Genomic DNA, 21,169 nt, shown 5'->3' with positions numbered 1-21,169 from the left:
CCTCTATGACGAAGGGTTCGCCCCGGGCCGCCGTCGCGCGTGCCCGCCGTGCCATACGGGTTGCAGGCCGCACGGCCGTGGTGTTCGCGTTGCAGGCGGCGTTGGCCGCGACCGCTGCGCACGCGGCCTACGCCATCGCGCAGTACGGCGAGCCGAAGTATCCGCCGGGCTTCAAGCATTTTGACTACGTCAACCCCGACGCGCCGAAGCGCGGCACGCTGGTGCTCGCGAACCCGAACCGGCTGACGTCGTTCGACAAGTTCAACCCGTTCACGATGCGCGGCAATCCCGCGCCGGGCATCGACATGCTGTTCGAGAGCCTCGCGACCGGCAGCTCGGATGAGCCGGCATCCGCGTACGGGCTGCTCGCCGACGACATCGACATCGCGCCGGACCGCCGTTCGGTCACGTTCCACCTGAATCCGCGCGCGCGCTTCTCGAACGGCGACCGCGTCACCGCCGACGACGTCAAGTTCTCGTTCGACACGCTGAAAAGCAAGCAGGCCGCGCCGCAGTTCGGCGCGTATTTCGCGGAGATCGCGAAGGCCGTGGTCGTCGATCCGGCCACCGTGCGCTTCGAGTTCCGCAGCGCGAACCGTGAATTGCCGCTGATCGCCGGCGGCGTGCCGGTGTTCTCGCGCAAGTGGGGATTGCGCGCGGACGGCTCGCGCATCCCGTTCGACCAGCTCGCGTTCGAGCAGCCGATCGGCAGCGGCCCGTACCTGATCGAGCGCTACGACAACGGCCGCACCATTACTTACCGGCGCAACCCGGCGTATTGGGGCGCCGATCTGCCGGTGCGGGTGGGCACCAACAACTTCGAGCGGATCGTGTACAAGTTGTATGGCGACGGCGTCGCGCGGCTCGAGGCGTTCAAGGCCGGCGAATACGACGTGCTCGTCGAGTACATCGCGCGCAACTGGACGCGCCGCGACGTCGGCAAGCGTTTCGACAACGGCGAGCTCGTCAAGCGCGAATTCCGCCAGCACAACGGCGCCGGCATGCAGGGCTTCTTCATGAACCTGCGCCGGCCGCTGTTTCGCGACGTGCGCGTGCGCCAGGCGCTCGACCTGGCGTTCGACTTCGAATGGCTGAACCGCCAGTTGTTCTACAGCGCCTACACGCGTCTGGACAGCTACTTCGCCGACACCGACCTGCAGGCGACCGGCACGCCCGGCCCCGGCGAGCTGAGGCTGCTGGAGCCGCTGCGCGCGCAGCTCGACCCGGCCGTGTTCGGCCCGATGGTCACGCAGCCGAACACGAACCCGCCGGGCTCGCTGCGCGCGAACCTGCTGAAGGCGCGCGCGCTGCTCGCGCAGGCCGGCTGGACCTATCGCGACGGCGCGCTGCGCAACGCGAAGGGCGAGCCGTTCACGTTCGAGATCCTCGACGATTCGGGCGCGGCGATGGAAGGGATCGTGGCGGCCTACCAGCGCAATCTGGCGAAGCTCGGCATCGACGCACGTTTTCGTACGGCCGATTTCGCGCTGCTGCAAAAGCGTCTGGACGCGTTCGACTACGACATGACGACGATCCGCTTGCCGGGCGTGCAGGTTCCGGGGGCCGAGCAATACTCGCGTTACGCGAGCAAGTTCGCCGACGAGCCGGGCTCCGACAACTTCATCGGGCTGAAGTCGCCGGCCGTCGATGCGTTGCTCCACTCGCTGGGTACCGCGCAGACGCGCGAAGACCTGCTCGACGCGACCCACGCGCTCGACCGCGTGCTGATGCACGGCTACTACGCGGTCCCGCAGTGGTACAGCACGACGCACCGGATCGCGTACAAGCGCACGCTTGCCTATCCGCAGACGCTGCCGCTGTACTATTCGGCCGAGGGCTGGGTCGTGTCGACCTGGTGGGCGAAGCCCGATCACTGAGCCACGCCGCCCCGAGTCCAATCCCGCTTACCGATCGCGAGTCGACGCCCATGTGGAGCTACATCCTCAAACGCCTGCTGCTGATGATCCCGACGCTCATCGGCGTGCTGACCCTCACGTTCGCGGTGATCCAGTTCGTGCCGGGCGGCCCCGTCGAACAGGCCGTGCAGGAATTGCGCAAGGGCGCGACGGAGCAGGGTGCGGTGCCGTTCGGGATGCGTGCGCACACCGGCGTCGACGCGCAGCAGCTCGCGCAGCTCAAGGCGCTGTACGGTTTCGACAAACCGCCGCTCGAACGCTACTGGCTGATGCTGAAGCGCTTCGCGCGCTTCGATCTCGGCGACAGCTACTTTCGCCACCAGAGCGTGTGGTCGCTGGTCGTGCAGAAGCTGCCCGTGTCGATCAGCATCGGGCTGTGGACGTTCTTCCTCACGTACCTCATATCGGTGCCGCTCGGCATTGCGAAGGCGGTGCGTAACGGTTCGCCGTTCGATGTCGCGACGAGCCTCGTCGTGCTCGTCGGCTATGCGATTCCGGGCTTCGTGCTCGGCGTGCTGCTGCTCGTTCTGTTCGGCGGCGGCTCGTTCTGGCAGCTGTTCCCGCTGCGCGGGCTCACGTCGGACAACTTCGCGCAGCTGTCGCTCGTGGGCAAGGTGCTCGACTACCTGTGGCACATCACGCTGCCGATCACGGCCTCGGTCGTCGGCAGCTTCGCGGTCGTCACGATGCTCACGAAGAATGCGTTCCTCGACCAGATCCGCCGGCAATACGTGCTGACCGCGCGCGCGAAGGGGCTCTCCGAGCGCAACGTGCTGTGGAAGCACGTGTTCCGCAACGCGATGCTGCCGCTGATCGTCGGCTTCCCGGCTGCGTTCATCGGCGCGTTCTTCACGGGCAGCCTGCTGATCGAGAAGCTGTTTTCGCTCGACGGCCTCGGGCTGCTGTCGTACGAATCGGTCGTACGGCGCGACTATCCGGTCGTGCTCGGTACGCTGTACGTGTTCACGCTGATCGGTCTTGCGACCAAGCTGATCTCCGATCTCTGCTACGTGTGGGTCGACCCGCGCATTCAATTCGGCAACCTGGAGCGCTGACATGAAACCGACCGTTCCCATGCCCGGCGTCTCCGGGCGAGGTGCGCGATGAGCCGGGCCGTCGCATCGTCCCGCATCGACGCGGCGCGCGCCCGCGTGTCGCCGTCACCCATGCGCCGCGTCTGGCAGCGCTTCCGGCAACAGCGGCTCGGCTACTGGAGTTTTGTGATCTTCGTGATTGCGTTCGCCGCCAGTCTCGCGGCGCCGCTGTGGTCGAACGACAAGCCGCTCGTCGTGCGTTACGACGGCCAGACCTATTTCCCGATGTTCCATGCGTATCCGGAGACGACTTTCGGCGGCGATTTCCCGACGCCGGCCGACTATCTCGATCCGTATGTGCGCAAACGGCTCGAGGCGCCCGGCAACTTCGTCGTCTACCCGCCGAACCGTTACTACTACGACACGCTGAACTACTTCTCGAACGTGCCGAACCCTGCACCGCCGTCGCGCGTGAACTGGCTGGGCACCGATGATCAGGGGCGCGACCTGCTTGCGCGGCTCGTGTATGGGTTCCGCGTGTCGGTCGAGTTCGGCCTGATCCTGACCGTGGTCGGCACGCTGCTCGGGATCGCCGCCGGCGCCGTGCAGGGCTTCTTCGGCGGACGCATCGACATCGTCGGGCAGCGGCTGATCGAGATCTGGAGCTCGCTGCCCGAGCTGTACCTGCTGATCATCTTCGCGTCGATCTTCGAGCCGAGCTTCCTGCTGCTGATCGTGCTGCTGTCGCTGTTCGGCTGGATCGGGCTCGCCGACTACGTGCGTGCGGAATTCCTGCGCAACCGTACGCAGGACTACGTGCGCGCCGCGCGCGCGATGGGCCTCACGAACTGGCAGATCATCTGGCGCCACGTGCTGCCGAACAGTCTCACGCCGGTGATCACGTTCCTGCCGTTCCGGATGAGCGGTTCGATCCTCGCGCTCACGAGCCTCGATTTCCTCGGGCTCGGCGTGCCGCCGCCGACCCCGAGCCTCGGCGAACTGCTCGCGCAGGGCAAGGGCAACCTCGACGCATGGTGGATCTCGCTGTCGACGTTCGGCGTGCTGGTTGCGACGCTGCTGCTGCTGACCTTCATGGGGGACGCGCTGCGCAATGCACTCGACACTCGGATCGCCGATTCGGTGCGCGCGGCGGGAGGCCAGCGATGAGCGAACCGGTCGTATCGACGCAGCAAGAGCCGCTGCTGGCGCTCGAGCATCTGCATGTACGTTTTGGCGACACGGTCGCGGTGGACGACGTGACGCTCGCGATCGGCCGCGGCGAGCGCGTCGCACTGGTCGGCGAGTCGGGTTCGGGCAAGAGCGTGACCGCGCTGTCGATCCTGCGGCTGCTGCGCGACGCCGACGTGAGCGGCGCGATCCGCTTCGCGGGGCAGGACCTGGCGGCCAAGAGCGAGCGCGAGATGCGCGGGCTGCGCGGCTCGGACATCGCGATGATCTTCCAGGAACCGATGACCGCGCTCAACCCGCTGTATACGATCGGCGTGCAGATCGGCGAGACGATCGTGCTGCACGACGGCGTATCGGCCGTCGAGGCGCGCAAGCGTGCGATTGCGCTGCTCGCACGCACGGGCATCGCGGAGCCGGAGAGGCGCGTCGACAGTTATCCGCACCAGTTGTCGGGCGGCCAGCGGCAGCGCGCGATGATCGCGATGGCGCTCGCCTGCCGGCCGCGCCTGCTGCTGGCCGACGAGCCGACCACCGCGCTCGACGTGACGATCCGCGCGCAGATCGTCGAGCTGCTGCTGGAGCTGCAGCGCGAGGAAGCGGAAAAGCGCGGGATGGCGATCCTGCTGATCACGCACGACCTGAATCTCGTGCGGCACTTCGCGGATCGCGTCGCGGTGATGGAGCACGGCCGGCTCGTCGAGAGCGGGTCCGTCGAGCGGATCTTCGCGCAACCCGAGCATCCGTATACGCAGCGGCTGCTGAACAGCCGGCCGCACCGCGCGGTCACGCCGGTGATGCCGATCGCGCCCGTCGTGCTCGACGCGCACCACGTGAGCGTGCAGTTCGCGCGCAAGCGGCCGGGCATCGCGGGCTGGTTCGGCTCGGTGCCGGTGACGGCCGTCGCGGACGTGTCGGTGTCGGTGCGGCAGGGCGAGACGCTCGGCATCGTCGGCGAATCGGGGTCGGGAAAGTCGACGCTCGCGATGGCGCTGCTCGGGCTGCAAAAGACGGCCGGCGGCACGATCGAATTCCAGGGGCGCGCACTGTCGACCTATCGCGGCCGCGAGCAAACCGCGCTGCGCTCGAACATGCAGGTGGTCTTTCAGGATCCATTCAGTTCGCTTTCGCCTCGCCACACGATCGAGCGGATCGTCGGCGAGGGGCTCGAGCTGCATCGCCCGGACATGACGCCCGATGCGCGCCGCGCGAAGTCGCTCGCGGTGCTGCGCGAAGTCGGCCTCGACCGCACGGTGCTGCACCGTTATCCGCACGAATTCTCGGGCGGCCAGCGCCAGCGGATCGCGATCGCGCGGGCGCTGGTGCTGGAGCCGCGCATCCTGATCCTCGACGAGCCGACGTCGGCGCTCGACGTGTCGATCCAGCAGCAGGTGCTGAAACTGCTCGCGAATTTGCAACAGAAATACAACCTCGGCTACGTATTCATCAGCCACGACCTGGAGGTGATCGGGGCGATGGCTCACCGTGTCGCGGTGATGCAGGACGGCGCCGTCGTCGAGTCCGGAGAGGTGGCCGACATCTTCACCCGGCCGTCACATCCTTACACACAAAAGCTGTTGAAAGCGGTCTGGAAAGCGTGATAGGCCGCCAATGGTCTGACCATCTCGATTGTATTTATTAATTTGTTTTGACAAACGATTACGCGCTGGCTAGTATCGACCGAAATTTTCCGCCAATCAGCTGATTTTTAAGCACATTCCATCGACCAATGCAGCATCGATCCCTGACCCAGGCATGCGCGCGCACCATCGCCGGGCTGTTCATCGGCGCCCTGTTTGCAGCAGCTCCCGGCGTGTTCGCCGACGAAGTCAGCAGCTTTAACCAAAATGTCACGAATTCGACGCAGAACACGTCGAATTCCTCCCTCCAGCAGACCAGCGCACAGCCGTCGAGCGGCGGCGCGAAGTCGTTCCTCGCCGGCATGGCCGGCAAGGCTGGCGACGTGGTCGTCGGCGCGCTGAACATGATCGGCGTGCGGTATCGCTGGGGCGGCAACTCGCCGGATTCGGGCCTCGATTGCAGCGGCTTCGTGCGCTACGTGTTCCAGGACACGCTCGGCATGTCGCTGCCGCGCCGTGCGGAAGAGATGAGCCGCGTTGGCGAGAAGGTGAGCATGAGCAACCTCAAGCCGGGCGACCTCGTGTTCTTCAACACGATGCGCCGCACGTTCTCGCACGTCGGCATCTACATCGGCGACAACAAGTTCGTGCACTCGCCGTCGACGGGCAGCACCATCCGCGTCGACGATCTCGACAGCGGCTACTGGGAAAAGCGTTTCACCGGCGCGCGCCGGATCGAATCCGAGTTTCCGATGAAGCCGGAAGACCTGCGTCAGCGCGTGCGCGCGACGATCGGCGACGATTCGGCGAACGGCAACAACTGACGTTCGACGGCCGGTCCGGCCGGATCGAAAAAACCCTGTCACCGAAAGGCGGCAGGGTTTTTTGTTTTGGGGCGGTGCAAGCGGCGAGTGGAAAGCCGTTCCGCCGTTGGCGGGCCGGCGGCGCGCGCATCGCGTGCTTACGCGGCGGCCACGCCGCGCGCTGCCGCGAGCTTGCGCTGCAGTTCGGGCATGATGCGCGCGACGGCTTCCTCGCCCGCGAGGATTGCCGCGTTGCGCTGGTTGAAGTCGCTGCCCCCCATCGCGTTGAGGTTCGGGCGGATGACGACGTCCGCGTACTTGTCGAGCTCGTAGGTCTTGATGGTCTGGCCCATGATCGTGAAAGTCTGCAGCAGCATCTCGATCGGGTTGTTGGTTGCCGCGCCGTCCGGCCGGGCCGAGATGTCGACCGCGATCACGAAGCTCGCGCCCATCTTGCGTGCATACGACGCGGGCACCGGGCTCACGAGGCCGCCGTCGACATACTCGCGGTTGCCGATCTTCACCGGTTCGAACACGGACGGCACGCTGCACGACGCGCGCACCGCGAGTCCCGTATTGCCTTGCTGGAACAGGATCGGCTGACCGCTCTGCAGATCGGTTGCGACGATGCCGAGCGGCTTCGCCATCTTCTCGATCGGCCGGTTGTTGAGCGTCTTGTTCAGGAAGTTCTGCAGCGCGACGCCTTGCAGCAGCCCGCGCGAGCGGAACGGCAGCGCCCAGTCGCTGATCGCCGCCTGGTCCATGTCGAGCGCGATCTTGTTGATCTGCAGTGCGCTCATGCCCGACGCGTAGAGTGCGCCGACCACCGAGCCCGCGCTCGTGCCCGCGACGATTTCGACCGGGATGCCGCGGGCCTCGAGGGCCTTCAGCACGCCAATGTGCGAGAAGCCGCGCGCGGCGCCGCCGCCGAGCGCGATGCCGATCTTCACCGGCTTCTCGTGCGACTGCGTGGCGCCGGACGCATTGTCCGGGCGGGATTTGTCGCCGAACGACGTGCAGGCGGCGAGGCTGGCGGACGCGGCGGCGATCGTGAAGTGGCGGCGCGACAGGCGAGGGGACGACATCGAATGGTTCTCCGGCGGCTTGGCGGCGGGTTACACGGCCCGCGGCGGCGATAGGTTCCGAGCGGCCGCGCGGCAGGTTCCGGGCGGCCGGTGCCGCGCCGGCTGGCGGCCGCGGCGCGCACATCATAAAGCAAGCGGCGCGCTTGGCGCGCAGTCCGGCACGAGTATAATTCCGGCTTCTTTCCCGTTCCGGGCGTCGCCGGCCCCGTTGCTGTCCGGGCTGCCGCCGTCGATCCCGCGTCGAATCATTCATGCGCCCCAGGCGTTCGAGTTACCGTTTATGACCCGTCCTGTCCGTACCCGCTTCGCGCCGAGTCCCACCGGCTTCATCCACCTCGGCAACATCCGCTCCGCGCTCTATCCGTGGGCGTTCGCTCGCAAGATGAAGGGCACGTTCGTGTTGCGCATCGAGGATACCGACGTCGAGCGCTCGTCGCAGGAAGCGGTCGATGCGATCCTTGAAGGGATGCAGTGGCTCGGCCTGGATTTCGACGAAGGCCCGATTTACCAGATGCAGCGGATGGACCGCTATCGCGAGGTGCTCGCGCAGATGCTGGAGAAGGGGCTCGCGTACCCGTGCTACATGTCGGCCGAGGAACTCGACGCGCTGCGCGAACGCCAGCGCGAGGCGGGCCTGAAGCCGCGCTATGACGGCACGTGGCGTCCGGAGCCCGGCAAGGTGTTGCCGGAGCCGCCGGCTGGCGTGAAGCCGGTGCTGCGCTTCCGCAATCCGCTGACGGGCACGGTTGTGTGGGACGACGCCGTGAAGGGGCGTGTCGAGATATCGAACGAGGAACTCGACGACCTGGTGATCGCGCGCCCGGACGGCACGCCGATCTACAACTTCTGCGTGGTGGTGGACGACATGGACATGGGCATCACGCACGTGATTCGTGGCGACGATCACGTGAACAACACGCCGCGCCAGATCAACATCCTGAACGCGCTCGGCGGCGAGCCGCCCGTCTATGCGCACCTGCCGACCGTGCTGAACGAGCAGGGCGAGAAGATGAGCAAGCGGCATGGCGCGATGAGCGTGATGGCGTACCGCGACGCGGGCTTCCTGCCTGAAGCCGTCGTCAACTATCTCGCGCGCCTCGGCTGGTCGCACGGCGACGCCGAGATCTTCTCGCGCGAGCAGTTCGTCGAATGGTTCGATCTCGAGCATCTGGGCAAGTCGCCCGCGCAGTATGACCACAGCAAGCTGAGCTGGCTGAACGCGCATTACATCAAGGAAGCGGACAACGCACGCCTCGCCGAGCTGGCGAAGCCGTTCCTCGCCGCCCTCGGCATCGATGATGCGGCGATCGCGACGGGCCCCGCGCTCGAAGCGGTGGTCGGGCTGATGAAGGATCGCGCGACGACGGTCAAGGAGATCGCGGAAGGCGCCGCGATGTTCTACCGTGTGCCGGCGCCGGAAGCCGATGCGCTTGCGCAGCACGTGACCGATGCGGTGCGTCCGGCGCTGGCCGATCTCGTCGTTGCGCTGAAGGCGGCCGACTGGACGAAGGAGGCCGTGTCCGCCGCGCTGAAGGCGACGCTCGGCACGCACAAGCTGAAGATGCCGCAACTCGCGATGCCGGTGCGTCTGCTGGTGGCGGGTACGACGCACACGCCGTCGATCGATGCGGTGCTCGTGCTGTTCGGTCGCGATGTCGTGGTGTCGCGCATCGAGGCCGCGCTGGCCTGAGGCTCGAGGGCGAGTGAGGCTGCCCGTGCGTGACATCGCGGCAGCTTCGCAAAAAATTTCGCTCGAATCGCAAAAAGGGTATTTACAAGTTCAAAGTAGCTCCATATAATCTCATTTCTGTTCTGCAAGGGGGTATAGCTCAGCTGGGAGAGCGCTTGCATGGCATGCAAGAGGTCAGCGGTTCGATCCCGCTTACCTCCACCATCAGAACAAGCTGAGTTGATTTGCGAAGCAGCAGTGGTAGTAATAAATGCTTCACAAAATGATTCAAAGCAGTTAGAATTTCGGCCTTCGCTGTTGACTGAAAAGTGAATAGCGAAAGTCAGACAGATCTGAAAAGATTTTGTCCCCTTCGTCTAGAGGCCTAGGACATCACCCTTTCACGGTGAGTACAGGGGTTCGAATCCCCTAGGGGACGCCAGATTCAGCGGCGTTTCATAGAAGTGTCGCAACGCTTGCAGGAACGTAACCGACGTCCTGCGGGTGAGGGTAAGAAAGCTGGAGCGGTAGTTCAGTCGGTTAGAATACCGGCCTGTCACGCCGGGGGTCGCGGGTTCGAGTCCCGTCCGCTCCGCCAGAACGAAGCCCGTTCAAGACGTCTTTGAGCGGGCTTTTGTATTAAGGATGTAGGCAGTACGTTGTCCCCTTCGTCTAGAGGCCTAGGACATCACCCTTTCACGGTGAGTACAGGGGTTCGAATCCCCTAGGGGACGCCAGATTCAGCGGCGTTTCGTAGAAGTGTCGCATCACCTGCAGGAACGTGACGATGTCCTGCAGGTGGGAGTAGGAAAGCTGGAGCGGTAGTTCAGTTGGTTAGAATACCGGCCTGTCACGCCGGGGGTCGCGGGTTCGAGCCCCGTCCGCTCCGCCAGAACGAAGCCCGTTCAAAGAACGTTTTTTGAACGGGCTTTTGCATTAAGGATGTAGGCAGTACGTTGTCCCCTTCGTCTAGAGGCCTAGGACATCACCCTTTCACGGTGAGTACAGGGGTTCGAATCCCCTAGGGGACGCCAGATTTCGGCGTCGTTCGAACAAACGATGCGCCGGCAGGAAGCAACCGACGCCTGCCAGGCAAGCAGCAAGACTGGAGCGGTAGTTCAGTCGGTTAGAATACCGGCCTGTCACGCCGGGGGTCGCGGGTTCGAGTCCCGTCCGCTCCGCCAAAAAATGAAGAAGCCCGCCTTGTGCGGGCTTTTTCATTTGCGTTTCCGGTTGCGCCCGCTGGCGGGCGCGTGGCTGTGGAGTGGAGGAAGCCGCCTGCGCGGCTTCCGGCGGGACTCGAAGGGATGCGCGTGCACGCGCATCCGCGGCCTGCGGGATGTAGGCGAGTCCCGTCCGCTCCGCCAAAAAATGAAGAAGCCTGCCTTGTGCGGGCTTCTTCATTTTCGTTTCCAGTTGCGCCCGCTGGCGGGCGCGTAACCTCCGGTCATCCGGCATCTGGCCGCTACGAGAAATCCGCGATTGCATCCGCACGCGACTGCGCTATCGTGGCGGCATGCGTTCTTGACCCCTGTGCGATGCTCGATCCGACCGACCTGCGACTCCTGTATCAGCTCCGGCCCGCGGAGGCCGGCGATTTTCCGTTTGCCGAAGCGCTGACGCACGGCAACATGGGCGGCTATTACAAGCGCCATGGGCTCGTGTGGCGCAGCGACCTGTTCTACGCGAGCTGGCGCGAATCCGAAAACTTCATCCTCGAGGCCGACGGCGAGCGCATCGGCGTGCTGCGCGTGACCGAGGAGGACGACTCGCTGCACATCCGCGACGTACAGATCGCGGCCGGCCATCGTGGACAGGGCGCCGGCACCTACCTGCTCGACATGTCGCACCGCTGGGCACGTGCGCGCGGGCTGCACGAACTGCAACTGCGCGTGTTCGTCGACAATCCAGCCGCGCGTCTCTACTTGCGCATGGGCTATCAGGTTGCCGGGTCGCGGCTCGCGCAACTTGGCTCGATCCGCCACATGGTGAGGCCAGTCTGAAGACCTGACGACCCGGAGCCAGATATTCAGCGGACAGCGTCGATCGCATCGTCGTCCGGGGTTTCATCGTCCGCGAGGCTGCCTTCCGAGCCGCGGTGCTCGTAGCCGCGCAGCATGAATGCGCGTGGGCTTTCGCCGAATGCGCGCCGAAACATCGCCGAAAAGGCGCTCTGGCTCTGGTAGCCGAGTTCGCGCGCGATATGCGACAGCGGGCGCCCCTGGTTCAGCAGCGGAATGGCCCGCGCCAGCAGCGCCTGCTGGCGCCACTGCGAAAAGCTCACCCCCAGCTCCTGCTTGAAGAGCCGCGAAATCGTGCGTGTGCTGGCGCCGACTTCGCCGGCCCAATGCTCGAGCGACTCCGCGTGCGCCGGATGTGCGAGGACCGATTCGCACAGCATGCGCAGCCTTTTTTCGTCGGGCATCGGCACCGCGAGCGGCAGCGGTTCGGCGTGGCTCAACTCGTCCAGCACGAGCCCGCACAGCAGGCGTTCGCGCGTGGCGCTCAGGTCGCGTGCATCGAGCGCGACGATCAGTTCGCGCAGGAGCCCCGTCACTTCCACGACGCGGCACGCGTCGAGCCCGCCCGGCACGATCGACTCGTCGATATACAGCGTGCGCAAATATGCCTCTTCGACGATCACGACCTCGTGCGTCACGCGCGGCGGTATCCAGATCGCGCGGGACGGCGGCACCATCCATGTCGTGCCGGTCGTCGCGATGCGCAGCACACCGCGCGATGCGTACGCGAGCTGCGCCCACGCATGCGTATGCAGCGGGATGCGGTGCCCGGTATTGACCTGCCTTGCGCGTACGCGCATCGGATGGACGGCGGTCGGCGCGAATTCGGGCGGAATGTCGATGACGTACGGGTTCGGTACGTCGGCTTGGAACGGCGGGTTCATGGACGATTCGGGCAGCGCGGCGGCGATGCCGTTATTGTAGAAGGCGCCGCGAAAGCGCATGCGGCGGTTTGTCGGGCGATCATGCCGCGTCCAAATGAACTTTGTGTGGGGGCCCGGCGATTTCGGGACTGCCCGGGGGCCGGGCGCGCTTGCGGGTGCGAACCATCGGGCCGGTATCGTGGTCTATCGATGCTCAGGCGATTTCGCTCGAATTGCGCGCGAACACGGCAACATACGAATCAAAGAGGAGAACCACGATGCGTTACGTATTCGTCTATGGCACCTTGAGAAACGGGGAGGCCAACGACATCGGCCACGCGGCCGCCAGGCACGGGATTGCCGCGCCGACGCTGCTCGGTGCCGCCGCGCTGCCGGGCGAACTGTACGATTTCGGTACGTATCCGGGGATGATCGCCGGGTCGGCCGGCAAGTCGCTCGTCTGGGGCGACGTCTACGAGGTCGACGACCAGCTCGTTCCCGTGCTCGACGAGATCGAGCGCGTGTATCCGGGCGTCGACTCGCTGTTCAAGCCGGAAGACGTGACCGTCGAGCTCGGCGGCCGGCAGTACGCCTGCCTTTACTATCCGGTCGCCGCGCACGCGATCGCCGGGCATCCGCGCATTGCGTCGGGCGACTGGGTTCAGCACCGGCGCGAGCGGGAAGCCGTCTGACCGGATGAGCGGCAGCCGGTCCTGACGCAAATGAAAAAGCGCCCCGAGGGGCGCTTTTTTGATGCCGCGATCGCTTGCGATCGGCGCCGACGCAGGGCCGGCGTTCATCGAGGCGGGCAGCTGCGTCAGATTTCCTCGTACAGCGGCAGCGTCAGGAATTCGGTGAAGCCTTCCGACGTCGACATCTGCTCGAAGATCGCCGCGGCGCGCTCGTACGGCTGCGTGTTGCCGCCGACCGACCGCTTCACGTTGTCCAGTTCGGCCTTCGTGAATTCACGCACGAGTTCGGCCGTGACCTTGCGGCCGTCATCGAGCACGCCCTTCGGCGAGCGGATCCATTGCCACACCTGCGAACGGGAGATCTCGGCCGTGGCCGCATCTTCCATCAGGTTGTGGATCGGCACGCAGCCGTTGCCGTCGAGCCATGCGCCGAGGTAGTGGATGCCGACGTTGATGTTATTGCGCAGGCCGGCTTCGGTGATCGGCGCTTCAGGCTGGAAGTCGAGCAGGTTCTTGCCTTCGACCTGCACGTCGTCGCGCTGCTTCGCGATCTGGTTCGGCTTGTCGCCGAGCACCTTGACGAACTCTTCCATCGCGATCGGCACGAGTCCCGGGTGCGCCACCCAGCCGCCGTCGTAGCCGTCGGTCGCGTCGCGCTGCTTGTCCGAGCGCACGCCGCCCATCGCCTTGTCATTCGCTTCCGGATCGTTCTTGATCGGGATCAGCGCGCTCATCCCGCCGATCGCCGGCGCGTTGCGCTTGTGGCAGGTCTTCAGCAGCAGCAACGCGTACGCGCGCATGAACGGCACCGTCATCGTGATCCTCGAACGCTCGGCGAGGCAGAAGTCGCGATCGTTCTTGAACTTCTTGATGGCCGAGAAGATGTAGTCCCAGCGGCCGGCATTCAGGCCCGAGCTGTGTTCGCGCAGTTCGTACAGGATTTCGTCCATCTCGAACGCGGCGAGGATCGTCTCGATCAGCACCGTCGCGCGGATCGTGCCGCGCGGCACGCCGACGGCTTCCTGCGCGGCGACGAAGATGTCGTTCCACAGGCGCGCCTCGAGATGGCTTTCCATCTTCGGCAGGTAGAAGTACGGGCCCGAACCGCGCGCGAGCAGTTCCTTCGCGTTGTGGAACAGGAACAGCGCGAAATCGAAGATGCCGCCGGACACGCGCTGGCCGTCGACCGTCACGTGTTTCTCGTCGAGGTGCCAGCCGCGCGGACGCACGATCAGCGTCGCGACCTTGTCGTTCAGCTGGTACGACTTGCCGTTCTGCTCGAGCGAGATCGTGCGGCGCACCGCGTCCTTCAGGTTGATCTGGCCGTCGATCTGGTTCGTCCAGCTCGGCGCGTTCGAATCCTCGAAGTCCGTCATGTACGAATCGGCACCCGAGTTCAGCGCGTTGATGATCATTTTGCGCTCGACGGGGCCAGTGATCTCGACACGGCGGCATTGCAGGTCGGCCGGCAGCGGCGCGACCTTCCAGTCGCCTTCGCGGATCGCCTTCGTCTCGGCCAGAAAGTCGGGGCGCTCGCCCGCGTCGAGGCGTTTCGTGCGCTCGACGCGCGCCTGCAGCAGCGCCTGGCGGCGCGGCTCGAACGTGCGGTGCAGCGCCGCGACGAGTGCGAGCGCGTCGGGCGTCAGGATTGCTTCGTAACCCGGCTTGATTTCGCCGGTGATCGCCATGCCTTGCGGCAGCGTGATCGGGGTGCTCATGAGTCTCATCTCCTTGGTCGGTCAGTTGCGGTTTCGGTGAAGGGGGAAGGCGGCAGCGCTGCGAACGTCATGCACCCGGGCTGGGGCGCGTGCGGTTTGCGGGTCTGCCGGATGGAGCCGGGGTGGCGAGGAATGCGAGCAGGTCGGCCATGCTGGCGCCGGCGCCGTCGGGCGGCGCGCCGAGCTCCTCGGCGGGCGCGCCTGTGCGGTTGAGCCAGAACGTCGTGTAGCCGAACCAGACGGCGCCGGCGACGTCCCATGCGTTCGACGACACGAACACGATGCTGCGCCGGTTTGGTCCGAACGCGTCGGTGCCAAGCGCGTAGGCAGCCGGGCTCGGCTTGTACGCGCGCACGGTGTCGGCCGACAGCACGCGATCGAACAGCCCGGACATGCCGGCGCTCTTGATCGCGATGTCGAGCATCTGCGGCGTGCCGTTCGACAGGATCCCGAGCGGCGGGCGCGGATCGAGCGCGCGCAGCTTGCGCAGCGCGGGCACCGTGTCGGGATAGGTGGACAGGCAGGCGTATTCGTCCATCAGCCGTTTCTCGGCCGCGCTGTTCAGCATGAGCCCGAGCCGGCGCGCGGCGAACCGCAGCGCGTCGAGCGTGATGTCCCGGAACGGGCGATAGCGCGCGCCGGCAGGATCGGCGAGCGTGCGCAACTGCGAGTATTCGATTTGCTTGCGTCGCCACAGCTGCGACAACCGTTCCCCGTGACCGGGAAACATCTGCTCCGCCGCGGCCAGGACCGCACGCACGTCGAACAACGTGCCGAATGCGTCGAAGAGGATTGCGTCGGGAGAGGAGAGTGTCGTTGTGGCCGACATAGCCTTGCGCTCCAGTTTCAGAGGTCAGGTGAATTCTATTCGTGATTGGATGTGCTAAAAAAGACGCTAAACATCACTTGATCTTTTACTTTCATATACCTAATCTTGAGCGATTCAAGCTATTTGAAGGGCGGCAGCGCCGCCCCTGCGAGTGATGGACCGGTTCAAGCAGATCGAAACGTTTGCCGCGGTCGCGGCGAAGGGCAGCCTGTCGGCGGCCGCACACGCGGAAGGCGTCGCACCGGCGATCATCGGCCGCCGCCTCGATGCACTCGAGGAGCGGCTCGGCGTGAAGCTGCTGGTGCGCACGACGCGCAAGCTCACGCTGACGTTCGAGGGCTCGGCGTTCCTCGAGGATTGCCAGCGCATCATCAACGATATGCAGAACGCGGAGGCGAGCGTGTCCGCCGGCGGCGTCAAAGCGAGCGGCCACCTGCGCATTTCCGCGCCGGCCGGTTTCGGCCGGCGGCACGTCGCGCCGCTCGTGCCCGAATTCAGCGTGGGCCATCCGGACGTGTCGGTCACGCTCGACCTGTCCGACCGGATGGTCGATCTCGTCAACGAGGGGTTCGATTGCGCGGTGCGGCTCGGCGAACTGCCCGATTCGTCGCTCGTGTCGCTGAAGCTCGGCGAGAATCGCCGCGTGTGCGTCGCCTCTCCCGGGTATCTCGCACGGCGCGGCACACCCACTTCGCTCGCGGAGCTGGCGCGGCACAACTGCCTCGCGCTCGCGGCAAACGCGAACCAGCAACGCGGCTGGGCGTTCCAGGAAGACGGCAAGGTCGTGTCGATCCGCGTGAACGGCACGATGGAGTGCTCGGACGGCGCGGTGCTGCACGAGTGGTGCCTCGCAGGCCACGGGCTCGCGTGGCGCTCGTGGTGGGAGGTCGGCGACGACATCGCGGCCGGCCGGCTCGTCAGCGTACTCGACGCATTCGCCGCACCGCCGATCGGTATCCACGCGGTGTTTCCGCAACGCCGGCATCTGCCGCTGCGCGTGCGGTTGTTTCTCGATTATCTGAAGCACACCTACGAACAGCCTGGATATTGGGGCGAGTAGGCCGCGCGTGCCCGCGCGTTTCCGATATGAGGGCGAACCCGCTGACGGCGCCGGTTGGGCGGTTTCGCGCACTACACTCGTAGCAGGCATGTCCGACGCGTCGCGGCTGGCTCGGACGGGATCGCGACGTGCGGAGTGCAATTGACGAAGGAGGGCGCGATGTTCCGGCACATCCTCGTTCCAACCGACGGTTCCGAACTGTCGCAGAAGGCGATCGACGGCGCGATCGACCTGGCGCGCGCGGTCGGTGCGCGGGTCACCGCCTACGCGTGCCTGCCGCAGTATCCGTACTCGCCGTTTTCCGAAGTGATCATCGAGCCGCCCGCCGATTTCCGGGCGCGCAGCGAGCGCGAGGCGCGCGCGCACCTCGACGAGGTCGAATCGGCCGCGAAGGCGGCCGGCGTCGATTGCGACACCTGGACGAGCGTGCATCCGTCGCCGTATCTCGGCATCATCGAGGCGGCCGAACGCGGCGGCTGCGACGTGATCTTCATGGCGTCCCACGGACGCCGCGGGCTCGGCAGCTTGCTGATCGGCAGCGAGACGCAGCGCGTGCTGACCCATACGAAAATTCCGGTGATCGTGTATCGGTAGGGCGGCGCCCTGGAATAAGGGCGCGCCGGACGGAGCCGGCGCGCGTCGTTGCTGGCGGCCCGCAGGCCGCGCGGCCGGTCGCGCGATCGGTATCGCGCGCCTGCCGTCTCCTCCCTGATTTTTGTTCGGTGGCCGATGCCGCGCCGTCGCGAGACGGGGCGGCCATCGGCATGACGCGTGGCGCGTCGTGCTTTTCTGCTTACGCGACCTTCTTGCCGTCGAAGAACTGCTCGTCTTCGGTCGAGCCGTGCAGCGCGGTCGTCGATGCTTCGCGCTCGACCGTCTGCGTCACGGCGTCGAAGTAGCCGGTGCCGACTTCGCGCTGGTGCTTGACCGCCGTGAAGCCCTTGTCCGCTGCCGCGAACTCGGCCTGCTGCAGTTCGACGAACGCGCTCATCTGCGTGCGGGCGTAGCCGTGCGCGAGGTTGAACATCGAGTAGTTGAGCGCATGGAAGCCGGCCAGCGTGATGAACTGGAACTTGTAGCCCATCGCGCCGAGTTCCTTCTGGAACTTCGCGATCGTCGCGTCGTCGAGGTTCTTCTTCCAGTTGAACGACGGCGAACAGTTGTACGACAGCAGCTTGCCCGGGAACTGCTTGTGGATCGCTTCCGCGAACTTCTTCGCGTACTCGAGATCCGGTTTGCCCGTTTCGCACCAGACCAGGTCGGCGTACGGCGCGTAGGCGAGACCACGCGAGATCGCCTGTTCGATGCCCGGCTTCGTGCGGAAGAAGCCTTCCACCGTGCGCTCGCCCGTCAGGAACGGCTTGTCGTTGTCGTCGATGTCGGACGTGATCAGGTCGGCCGCTTCCGCGTCGGTGCGGGCGACCAGCACGGTCGACGTGCCCATCACGTCGGCCGCGAGGCGCGCGGCCGACAGCTTCGCGACGGCCTCGCGCGTCGGCACGAGCACCTTGCCGCCCATGTGGCCGCACTTCTTCACCGAAGCGAGCTGGTCCTCGAAGTGGACGCCCGACGCGCCGGCTTCGATCATCGCCTTCATCAGTTCGAATGCGTTCAGCACGCCGCCGAAACCGGCTTCCGCGTCAGCGACGATCGGTGCGAAGAAATCGACGTAGCCTTCGTCGCCCGGGTTCTTGCCTTCCGACCACTGGATCTGGTCGGCGCGCGTCAGCGTGTTGTTGATGCGCTTCACGACGAGCGGCACCGAGTTTGCCGGGTACAGCGACTGGTCAGGGTACATTTCGCCCGCGACGTTCGCGTCGCCGGCCACTTGCCAGCCGGACAGGTAGATGGCCTTCAGGCCGGCCTTCACCTGCTGCATCGCCTGGTTGCCGGTCAGCGCGCCGAGTGCGTTGACGAACGGTTCGTTGTTGACGAGGCCCCACAGTTTTTCCGCGCCGCGCTTCGCAAGCGTGTGCTCGATCGGGATCGAACCACGCAGGCGGACCACGTCCTCAGCCGAGTAGCTGCGCTTGATGCCTTTCCAGCGCGGATCGGTTTCCCATTGCTTTTGCAGTTCCTGTGCCTGTTGCTGACGCGACATGATGAGCTCCTTGATGCGGTGCGATGCCTGATGGGTTGAATCTGACGGTGGTGAGGCTGTTCTCGAAGCCGGGAGCGGTGTGTTCCGGTTCGTGATGTCTTGTATAAGAGTCTAGGCAAATCGACCAAGGCAGGGCAGGGGGCTTTCCGAGGGATGGCGTAAATTTTTAGTTGTTTTAAATCAATGTGTTGAAATCGTTATTTCGGGATAAGAAATGCTCTTTCCCATCCCGCAATCGCTCGGGTTGTGCCACGCAGCATGATTTTTTACGACACAAAAAAATTTTCCGTATTGTGAAATGTAGGGCGAGACGAAAAAAAACCGGCGCGGATGCGCCGGTTGGCTGGATGGGCAGGGCGGCTATCCGCGGGTCTGCCCTCCGTGGGGCGGCCGGTGGCCGCCCGTGCGTGCTTACGACGCGGAGTTGCTGCGACGCGGGCCGCCGCTGCGCTGACCGTCGCGACGCGGGCCGCCGTCACGGCTGCCGCCCGGCTTGCCGCTCCAGCCGCCGCCATTGCCGCTGCCGTAGCTGCGGCCGTTGCCGCCATGGCCACCGCCCGGCTTGCCGCCGAAACGTCGACCGCCGCTGTTACCGCCGCCCGGACGGCCACGGCCGCCGGTGCCGCCGTTGCGCGGGGGAGCCTTGCGCGGCTCGAAACCTTCGATCACGTTGACCGGCAGAGGTGCGCGCACGAAGCGTTCGATGCGCTTGAGCGCACCCTGTTCGGCGTGGTGCACGAGGCTCACCGCGATGCCCGAACGGCCTGCGCGGCCCGTGCGGCCGATACGGTGCACGTAGTCTTCAGCGAACTTCGGCAGGTCGTAGTTGAACACGTGCGTGATGCCCGGGATGTCGATTCCGCGTGCCGCGACGTCGGTGGCCACCAGCACGCGCACGCGGCGCTCGCGCAGCGCACGGATCGTGCGGTTGCGCGCGCCCTGCGGCAGGTCGCCGTGCAGCGCGGCCGATTCGAAGCCGGCGTCGGCGAGACGGCCGGCGAGCTGGTCGGCGTCGATCTTGGTCGCCGTGAAGATGATCGCCTGGTCGAGCGCGTCGTCGCGCAGCAGGTGATCGAGCAGGCGGTCCTTGTGGTCGCGGTCGTCGACGTAGTGCACGGTCTGCGCGATGTTCGCGCGCGACTCGAGGCGCTGCTGGATCTCGATGCGCTCGGGATCCTTCAGCAGGCGGCTCGTCAGCGAACCGATCTTGCCGTCGAGCGTCGCCGAGAACAGCATCGTCTGGCGCGTCGCGGGCGTCGCGGCGACGATCGTTTCGATATCGTCGATGAAGCCCATGTCGAGCATGCGGTCGGCTTCGTCGAGCACGAGCATCTTCAGCTCGGACAGGTCGATACGGCCACGCTCGAGGTGGTCGAGCAGGCGGCCCGGCGTGGCGACCAGGATTTCGGGGTTCTTCGCGAGCAGCATCAGCTGCTGGCCGTAGGCGACGCCGCCGAGGATGCTGACCGTGCGCAGGCGCTTCAGGTGCTTGCCGTAGGTCGATGCGGCCGTGGTGACCTGCATCGCGAGTTCGCGGGTCGGCGTCAGCACGAGCAGGCCCGGGCGCGCGACGGGTTGCGGGCGGCGCACGCGGCGGTCGCCCTGGCTTGCTTCGCGCGGCGCGCGCGGTTGCTGCGCGAGCGTCTTCTGGAGCTGCGCGAAACGTTCGATCGCGGGCAGCATGAATGCGGCCGTCTTGCCCGAACCGGTCGGGCTCGACACCAGCAGGTCGCGGCCGGCGATGCCGGCCGGAATCGCGCGCTGCTGGACCGGCGTCGGCTTCACATAGCCGGCGGCCTGCAGCGCGGAGACGATCTCCGGCGACAACCCGAGCGACGCGAAGCTCGGCTCGTCCGACGCCGGTTCGACCGCGGCCGGTGCGGCGGCGTCGTCGAGACCGAGCGCCTGGTCGGCGATCGCGTTGAGCGGGCTGGAGTTGATGCTCGAAGTCATAACAATCCTTGAAACACAGTGGGTGAAACGTCGGCGCCAATCGCGCATACCCAAGTCGTCGGATTCAGCGAGCAAATCGGGAAACGGGTGCAATCCGCCGAACAGTCGGCGGATGAGGCATTAGAAGCTGTTTTGGGTGCGGCGCGCTTCAGGAGCGGGGCCGCCAGCCTGATAAGTGACGACCGCTAGGGTCGAAGCAGGAGGGGACAGGTTCTAAACCGGATTGGAGCTTAACGCTACGAGGCGTCGGGCCGGAACGGCATGCGAGCCGAGCGCGGAGGTGACGCAGGCCGCATTATAAAGAGATTTGCTGCGCTGCGCCACTGATTTGATTGCCTATTGCGAAGGGCGTGGTTCGATCAGGAAGCCGTGCCGTTCTTCAGCGATTCGACGAGTTCGATGTACTGCTGCTTTGCCGCATCCTGCGACGTGCCCTTCAGCGCATCCCAAGCGTCGTACTTGTATTTGCCGACGATGTCAGTGAAACCCGGCTTGTCGCCATGGGCGTCGCCGTCGGTCGCCTGCTTGAAGAGCGCGTAAAGGCGCAGCAGGGTCAGGTTGCCCGGACGCTCCGTCAGTTGCTTGACGTCGATCTGGGCCTGGTCGAATTGGGCGGTGAGTTCGCTCATCGGGTGTCTCCGTAAGGGTTTCAGGTCGGGC

17 protein-coding genes and 7 tRNA genes are annotated in these 21,169 nt (G+C 65.7%); 17 read left to right on the top strand and 7 right to left on the bottom strand.

The genetic code is table 11. From position 1 onward, the window contains the following. Nucleotides 1–5 precede the first annotated feature (5 nt). The 5 genes from ACPTTC_RS12045 to ACPTTC_RS12025 all read left to right on the top strand — a co-directional run bounded on the left by ACPTTC_RS12045 (nucleotide 6) and on the right by ACPTTC_RS12025 (nucleotide 6,539). A complete protein-coding gene (locus ACPTTC_RS12045; RefSeq protein ID WP_423392608.1) occupies nucleotides 6–1,877 on the top strand; it encodes an extracellular solute-binding protein in 1,872 nt (623 codons plus the stop codon). Nucleotides 1,878–1,927: 50 nt separating this feature from the next. Further along, nucleotides 1,928–2,971: a microcin C ABC transporter permease YejB gene (locus ACPTTC_RS12040; protein ID WP_423392607.1), complete on the top strand. Its 1,044-nt coding sequence runs from the start codon at nucleotides 1,928–1,930 to the stop codon at nucleotides 2,969–2,971. Between the two features lie 48 nt (nucleotides 2,972–3,019). Then, nucleotides 3,020–4,117 (top strand): ABC transporter permease, encoded by a 1,098-nt coding sequence (locus ACPTTC_RS12035; RefSeq protein ID WP_423392606.1) that lies wholly within the window; start codon nucleotides 3,020–3,022, stop codon nucleotides 4,115–4,117. Continuing rightward, complete coding sequence (locus ACPTTC_RS12030) at nucleotides 4,114–5,736, top strand: ABC transporter ATP-binding protein (protein WP_423392605.1); 1,623 nt, start codon at nucleotides 4,114–4,116, stop codon at nucleotides 5,734–5,736. The genes ACPTTC_RS12035 and ACPTTC_RS12030 overlap by 4 nt, the downstream gene beginning before the upstream one ends. Before the next feature lie 128 nt (nucleotides 5,737–5,864). After that, the gene (locus tag ACPTTC_RS12025) at nucleotides 5,865–6,539 is read left to right on the top strand and encodes a C40 family peptidase (protein ID WP_423392604.1); all 675 of its coding nucleotides are present in this window, start codon (nucleotides 5,865–5,867) and stop codon (nucleotides 6,537–6,539) included. A 137-nt stretch (nucleotides 6,540–6,676) separates the two neighbouring features. Here ACPTTC_RS12025 and ACPTTC_RS12020 read toward each other — a convergent pair whose 3' ends face one another. Continuing rightward, the gene (locus tag ACPTTC_RS12020) at nucleotides 6,677–7,603 is read right to left on the bottom strand and encodes a patatin-like phospholipase family protein (protein WP_175969484.1); all 927 of its coding nucleotides are present in this window, start codon (nucleotides 7,601–7,603) and stop codon (nucleotides 6,677–6,679) included. A gap of 280 nt (nucleotides 7,604–7,883) precedes the next feature. Between ACPTTC_RS12020 and gltX the strand changes: the two genes are divergently transcribed. From gltX to ACPTTC_RS11975, 9 genes are all read left to right on the top strand, one after another. Beyond that, complete coding sequence (gene gltX / locus ACPTTC_RS12015; protein WP_423392603.1) at nucleotides 7,884–9,293, top strand: glutamate--tRNA ligase; 1,410 nt, start codon at nucleotides 7,884–7,886, stop codon at nucleotides 9,291–9,293. Between the two features lie 128 nt (nucleotides 9,294–9,421). Continuing rightward, nucleotides 9,422–9,497: transfer RNA gene (locus ACPTTC_RS12010), tRNA-Ala, on the top strand. 141 nt (nucleotides 9,498–9,638) lie between these two features. Continuing rightward, a tRNA-Glu gene (locus ACPTTC_RS12005) sits at nucleotides 9,639–9,714 on the top strand. A 79-nt stretch (nucleotides 9,715–9,793) separates the two neighbouring features. Then, nucleotides 9,794–9,870: transfer RNA gene (locus ACPTTC_RS12000), tRNA-Asp, on the top strand. 63 nt (nucleotides 9,871–9,933) lie between these two features. After that, nucleotides 9,934–10,009: transfer RNA gene (locus ACPTTC_RS11995), tRNA-Glu, on the top strand. Nucleotides 10,010–10,087: 78 nt separating this feature from the next. Further along, nucleotides 10,088–10,164: transfer RNA gene (locus ACPTTC_RS11990), tRNA-Asp, on the top strand. Nucleotides 10,165–10,230: 66 nt separating this feature from the next. Further along, a tRNA-Glu gene (locus ACPTTC_RS11985) sits at nucleotides 10,231–10,306 on the top strand. A gap of 73 nt (nucleotides 10,307–10,379) precedes the next feature. Continuing rightward, nucleotides 10,380–10,456 (top strand) — tRNA-Asp (locus tag ACPTTC_RS11980). 354 nt (nucleotides 10,457–10,810) lie between these two features. After that, complete coding sequence (locus ACPTTC_RS11975; protein WP_175953419.1) at nucleotides 10,811–11,275, top strand: GNAT family N-acetyltransferase; 465 nt, start codon at nucleotides 10,811–10,813, stop codon at nucleotides 11,273–11,275. Nucleotides 11,276–11,301: 26 nt separating this feature from the next. On the opposite strand, the gene ACPTTC_RS11970 is transcribed toward ACPTTC_RS11975, so the two are convergent. After that, nucleotides 11,302–12,177, bottom strand: coding sequence for an AraC family transcriptional regulator (locus ACPTTC_RS11970; RefSeq protein WP_423392602.1), 876 nt, complete (start codon nucleotides 12,175–12,177; stop codon nucleotides 11,302–11,304). 257 nt (nucleotides 12,178–12,434) lie between these two features. Here ACPTTC_RS11970 and ACPTTC_RS11965 point away from each other — a divergent pair, with 257 nt between their 5' ends. Then, on the top strand, nucleotides 12,435–12,848 hold the full coding sequence (locus ACPTTC_RS11965) for a gamma-glutamylcyclotransferase family protein (RefSeq protein WP_423392601.1): 414 nt from the start codon (nucleotides 12,435–12,437) through the stop codon (nucleotides 12,846–12,848). A gap of 125 nt (nucleotides 12,849–12,973) precedes the next feature. Here the strand turns inward: ACPTTC_RS11965 and aceB are convergent, their stop codons facing one another. Then, nucleotides 12,974–14,566: a malate synthase A gene (gene aceB / locus ACPTTC_RS11960; RefSeq protein ID WP_423392600.1), complete on the bottom strand. Its 1,593-nt coding sequence runs from the start codon at nucleotides 14,564–14,566 to the stop codon at nucleotides 12,974–12,976. 67 nt (nucleotides 14,567–14,633) lie between these two features. Further along, complete coding sequence (locus ACPTTC_RS11955; RefSeq protein ID WP_423392599.1) at nucleotides 14,634–15,395, bottom strand: haloacid dehalogenase type II; 762 nt, start codon at nucleotides 15,393–15,395, stop codon at nucleotides 14,634–14,636. A 154-nt stretch (nucleotides 15,396–15,549) separates the two neighbouring features. On the opposite strand from ACPTTC_RS11955, the gene ACPTTC_RS11950 reads away from it, so the two are divergent. Both ACPTTC_RS11950 and ACPTTC_RS11945 read left to right on the top strand, forming a co-directional pair. After that, the gene (locus ACPTTC_RS11950) at nucleotides 15,550–16,455 is read left to right on the top strand and encodes a LysR family transcriptional regulator (RefSeq protein ID WP_226196726.1); all 906 of its coding nucleotides are present in this window, start codon (nucleotides 15,550–15,552) and stop codon (nucleotides 16,453–16,455) included. 159 nt (nucleotides 16,456–16,614) lie between these two features. Further along, on the top strand, nucleotides 16,615–17,049 hold the full coding sequence (locus ACPTTC_RS11945) for a universal stress protein (protein WP_031399397.1): 435 nt from the start codon (nucleotides 16,615–16,617) through the stop codon (nucleotides 17,047–17,049). Nucleotides 17,050–17,248: 199 nt separating this feature from the next. Here the strand turns inward: ACPTTC_RS11945 and aceA are convergent, their stop codons facing one another. The 3 genes from aceA to ACPTTC_RS11930 form a co-directional block, all read right to left on the bottom strand. Then, a complete protein-coding gene (aceA, locus tag ACPTTC_RS11940; protein ID WP_423392598.1) occupies nucleotides 17,249–18,556 on the bottom strand; it encodes an isocitrate lyase in 1,308 nt (435 codons plus the stop codon). A gap of 411 nt (nucleotides 18,557–18,967) precedes the next feature. Beyond that, entirely contained in the window at nucleotides 18,968–20,509 is a 1,542-nt protein-coding gene (locus ACPTTC_RS11935; RefSeq protein ID WP_226196728.1) for a DEAD/DEAH box helicase, read from the bottom strand. A 359-nt stretch (nucleotides 20,510–20,868) separates the two neighbouring features. After that, nucleotides 20,869–21,138: an acyl-CoA-binding protein gene (locus ACPTTC_RS11930; protein ID WP_011352486.1), complete on the bottom strand. Its 270-nt coding sequence runs from the start codon at nucleotides 21,136–21,138 to the stop codon at nucleotides 20,869–20,871. Nucleotides 21,139–21,169: the final 31 nt, after the last annotated feature.

Origin of the sequence: Burkholderia mycopellens (assembly GCF_964265025.1) — a bacterium.
Classification (GTDB): domain Bacteria; phylum Pseudomonadota; class Gammaproteobacteria; order Burkholderiales; family Burkholderiaceae; genus Burkholderia.
The sequence above is the reverse complement of the archived record's forward strand: the minus strand, read 5'-3'. Positions and strand labels throughout refer to the sequence as shown.

What these genes read in the sequence shown, in the direction of transcription:
- ACPTTC_RS12045 (WP_423392608.1), top strand. Translation starts at nt 6, where the DNA reads ATGACGAAGGGTTCGCCCCGGGCCGCCGTCGCGCGTGCCCGCCGTGCC.
- ACPTTC_RS12040 (WP_423392607.1), top strand. Translation starts at nt 1,928, where the DNA reads ATGTGGAGCTACATCCTCAAACGCCTGCTGCTGATGATCCCGACGCTC.
- ACPTTC_RS12035 (WP_423392606.1), top strand. Translation starts at nt 3,020, where the DNA reads ATGAGCCGGGCCGTCGCATCGTCCCGCATCGACGCGGCGCGCGCCCGC.
- ACPTTC_RS12030 (WP_423392605.1), top strand. Translation starts at nt 4,114, where the DNA reads ATGAGCGAACCGGTCGTATCGACGCAGCAAGAGCCGCTGCTGGCGCTC.
- ACPTTC_RS12025 (WP_423392604.1), top strand. Translation starts at nt 5,865, where the DNA reads ATGCAGCATCGATCCCTGACCCAGGCATGCGCGCGCACCATCGCCGGG.
- ACPTTC_RS12020 (WP_175969484.1), bottom strand. Translation starts at nt 7,603, where the DNA reads ATGTCGTCCCCTCGCCTGTCGCGCCGCCACTTCACGATCGCCGCCGCG.
- gltX (WP_423392603.1), top strand. Translation starts at nt 7,884, where the DNA reads ATGACCCGTCCTGTCCGTACCCGCTTCGCGCCGAGTCCCACCGGCTTC.
- ACPTTC_RS11975 (WP_175953419.1), top strand. Translation starts at nt 10,811, where the DNA reads ATGCTCGATCCGACCGACCTGCGACTCCTGTATCAGCTCCGGCCCGCG.
- ACPTTC_RS11970 (WP_423392602.1), bottom strand. Translation starts at nt 12,177, where the DNA reads ATGAACCCGCCGTTCCAAGCCGACGTACCGAACCCGTACGTCATCGAC.
- ACPTTC_RS11965 (WP_423392601.1), top strand. Translation starts at nt 12,435, where the DNA reads ATGCGTTACGTATTCGTCTATGGCACCTTGAGAAACGGGGAGGCCAAC.
- aceB (WP_423392600.1), bottom strand. Translation starts at nt 14,566, where the DNA reads ATGAGCACCCCGATCACGCTGCCGCAAGGCATGGCGATCACCGGCGAA.
- ACPTTC_RS11955 (WP_423392599.1), bottom strand. Translation starts at nt 15,395, where the DNA reads ATGTCGGCCACAACGACACTCTCCTCTCCCGACGCAATCCTCTTCGAC.
- ACPTTC_RS11950 (WP_226196726.1), top strand. Translation starts at nt 15,550, where the DNA reads ATGGACCGGTTCAAGCAGATCGAAACGTTTGCCGCGGTCGCGGCGAAG.
- ACPTTC_RS11945 (WP_031399397.1), top strand. Translation starts at nt 16,615, where the DNA reads ATGTTCCGGCACATCCTCGTTCCAACCGACGGTTCCGAACTGTCGCAG.
- aceA (WP_423392598.1), bottom strand. Translation starts at nt 18,556, where the DNA reads ATGTCGCGTCAGCAACAGGCACAGGAACTGCAAAAGCAATGGGAAACC.
- ACPTTC_RS11935 (WP_226196728.1), bottom strand. Translation starts at nt 20,509, where the DNA reads ATGACTTCGAGCATCAACTCCAGCCCGCTCAACGCGATCGCCGACCAG.
- ACPTTC_RS11930 (WP_011352486.1), bottom strand. Translation starts at nt 21,138, where the DNA reads ATGAGCGAACTCACCGCCCAATTCGACCAGGCCCAGATCGACGTCAAG.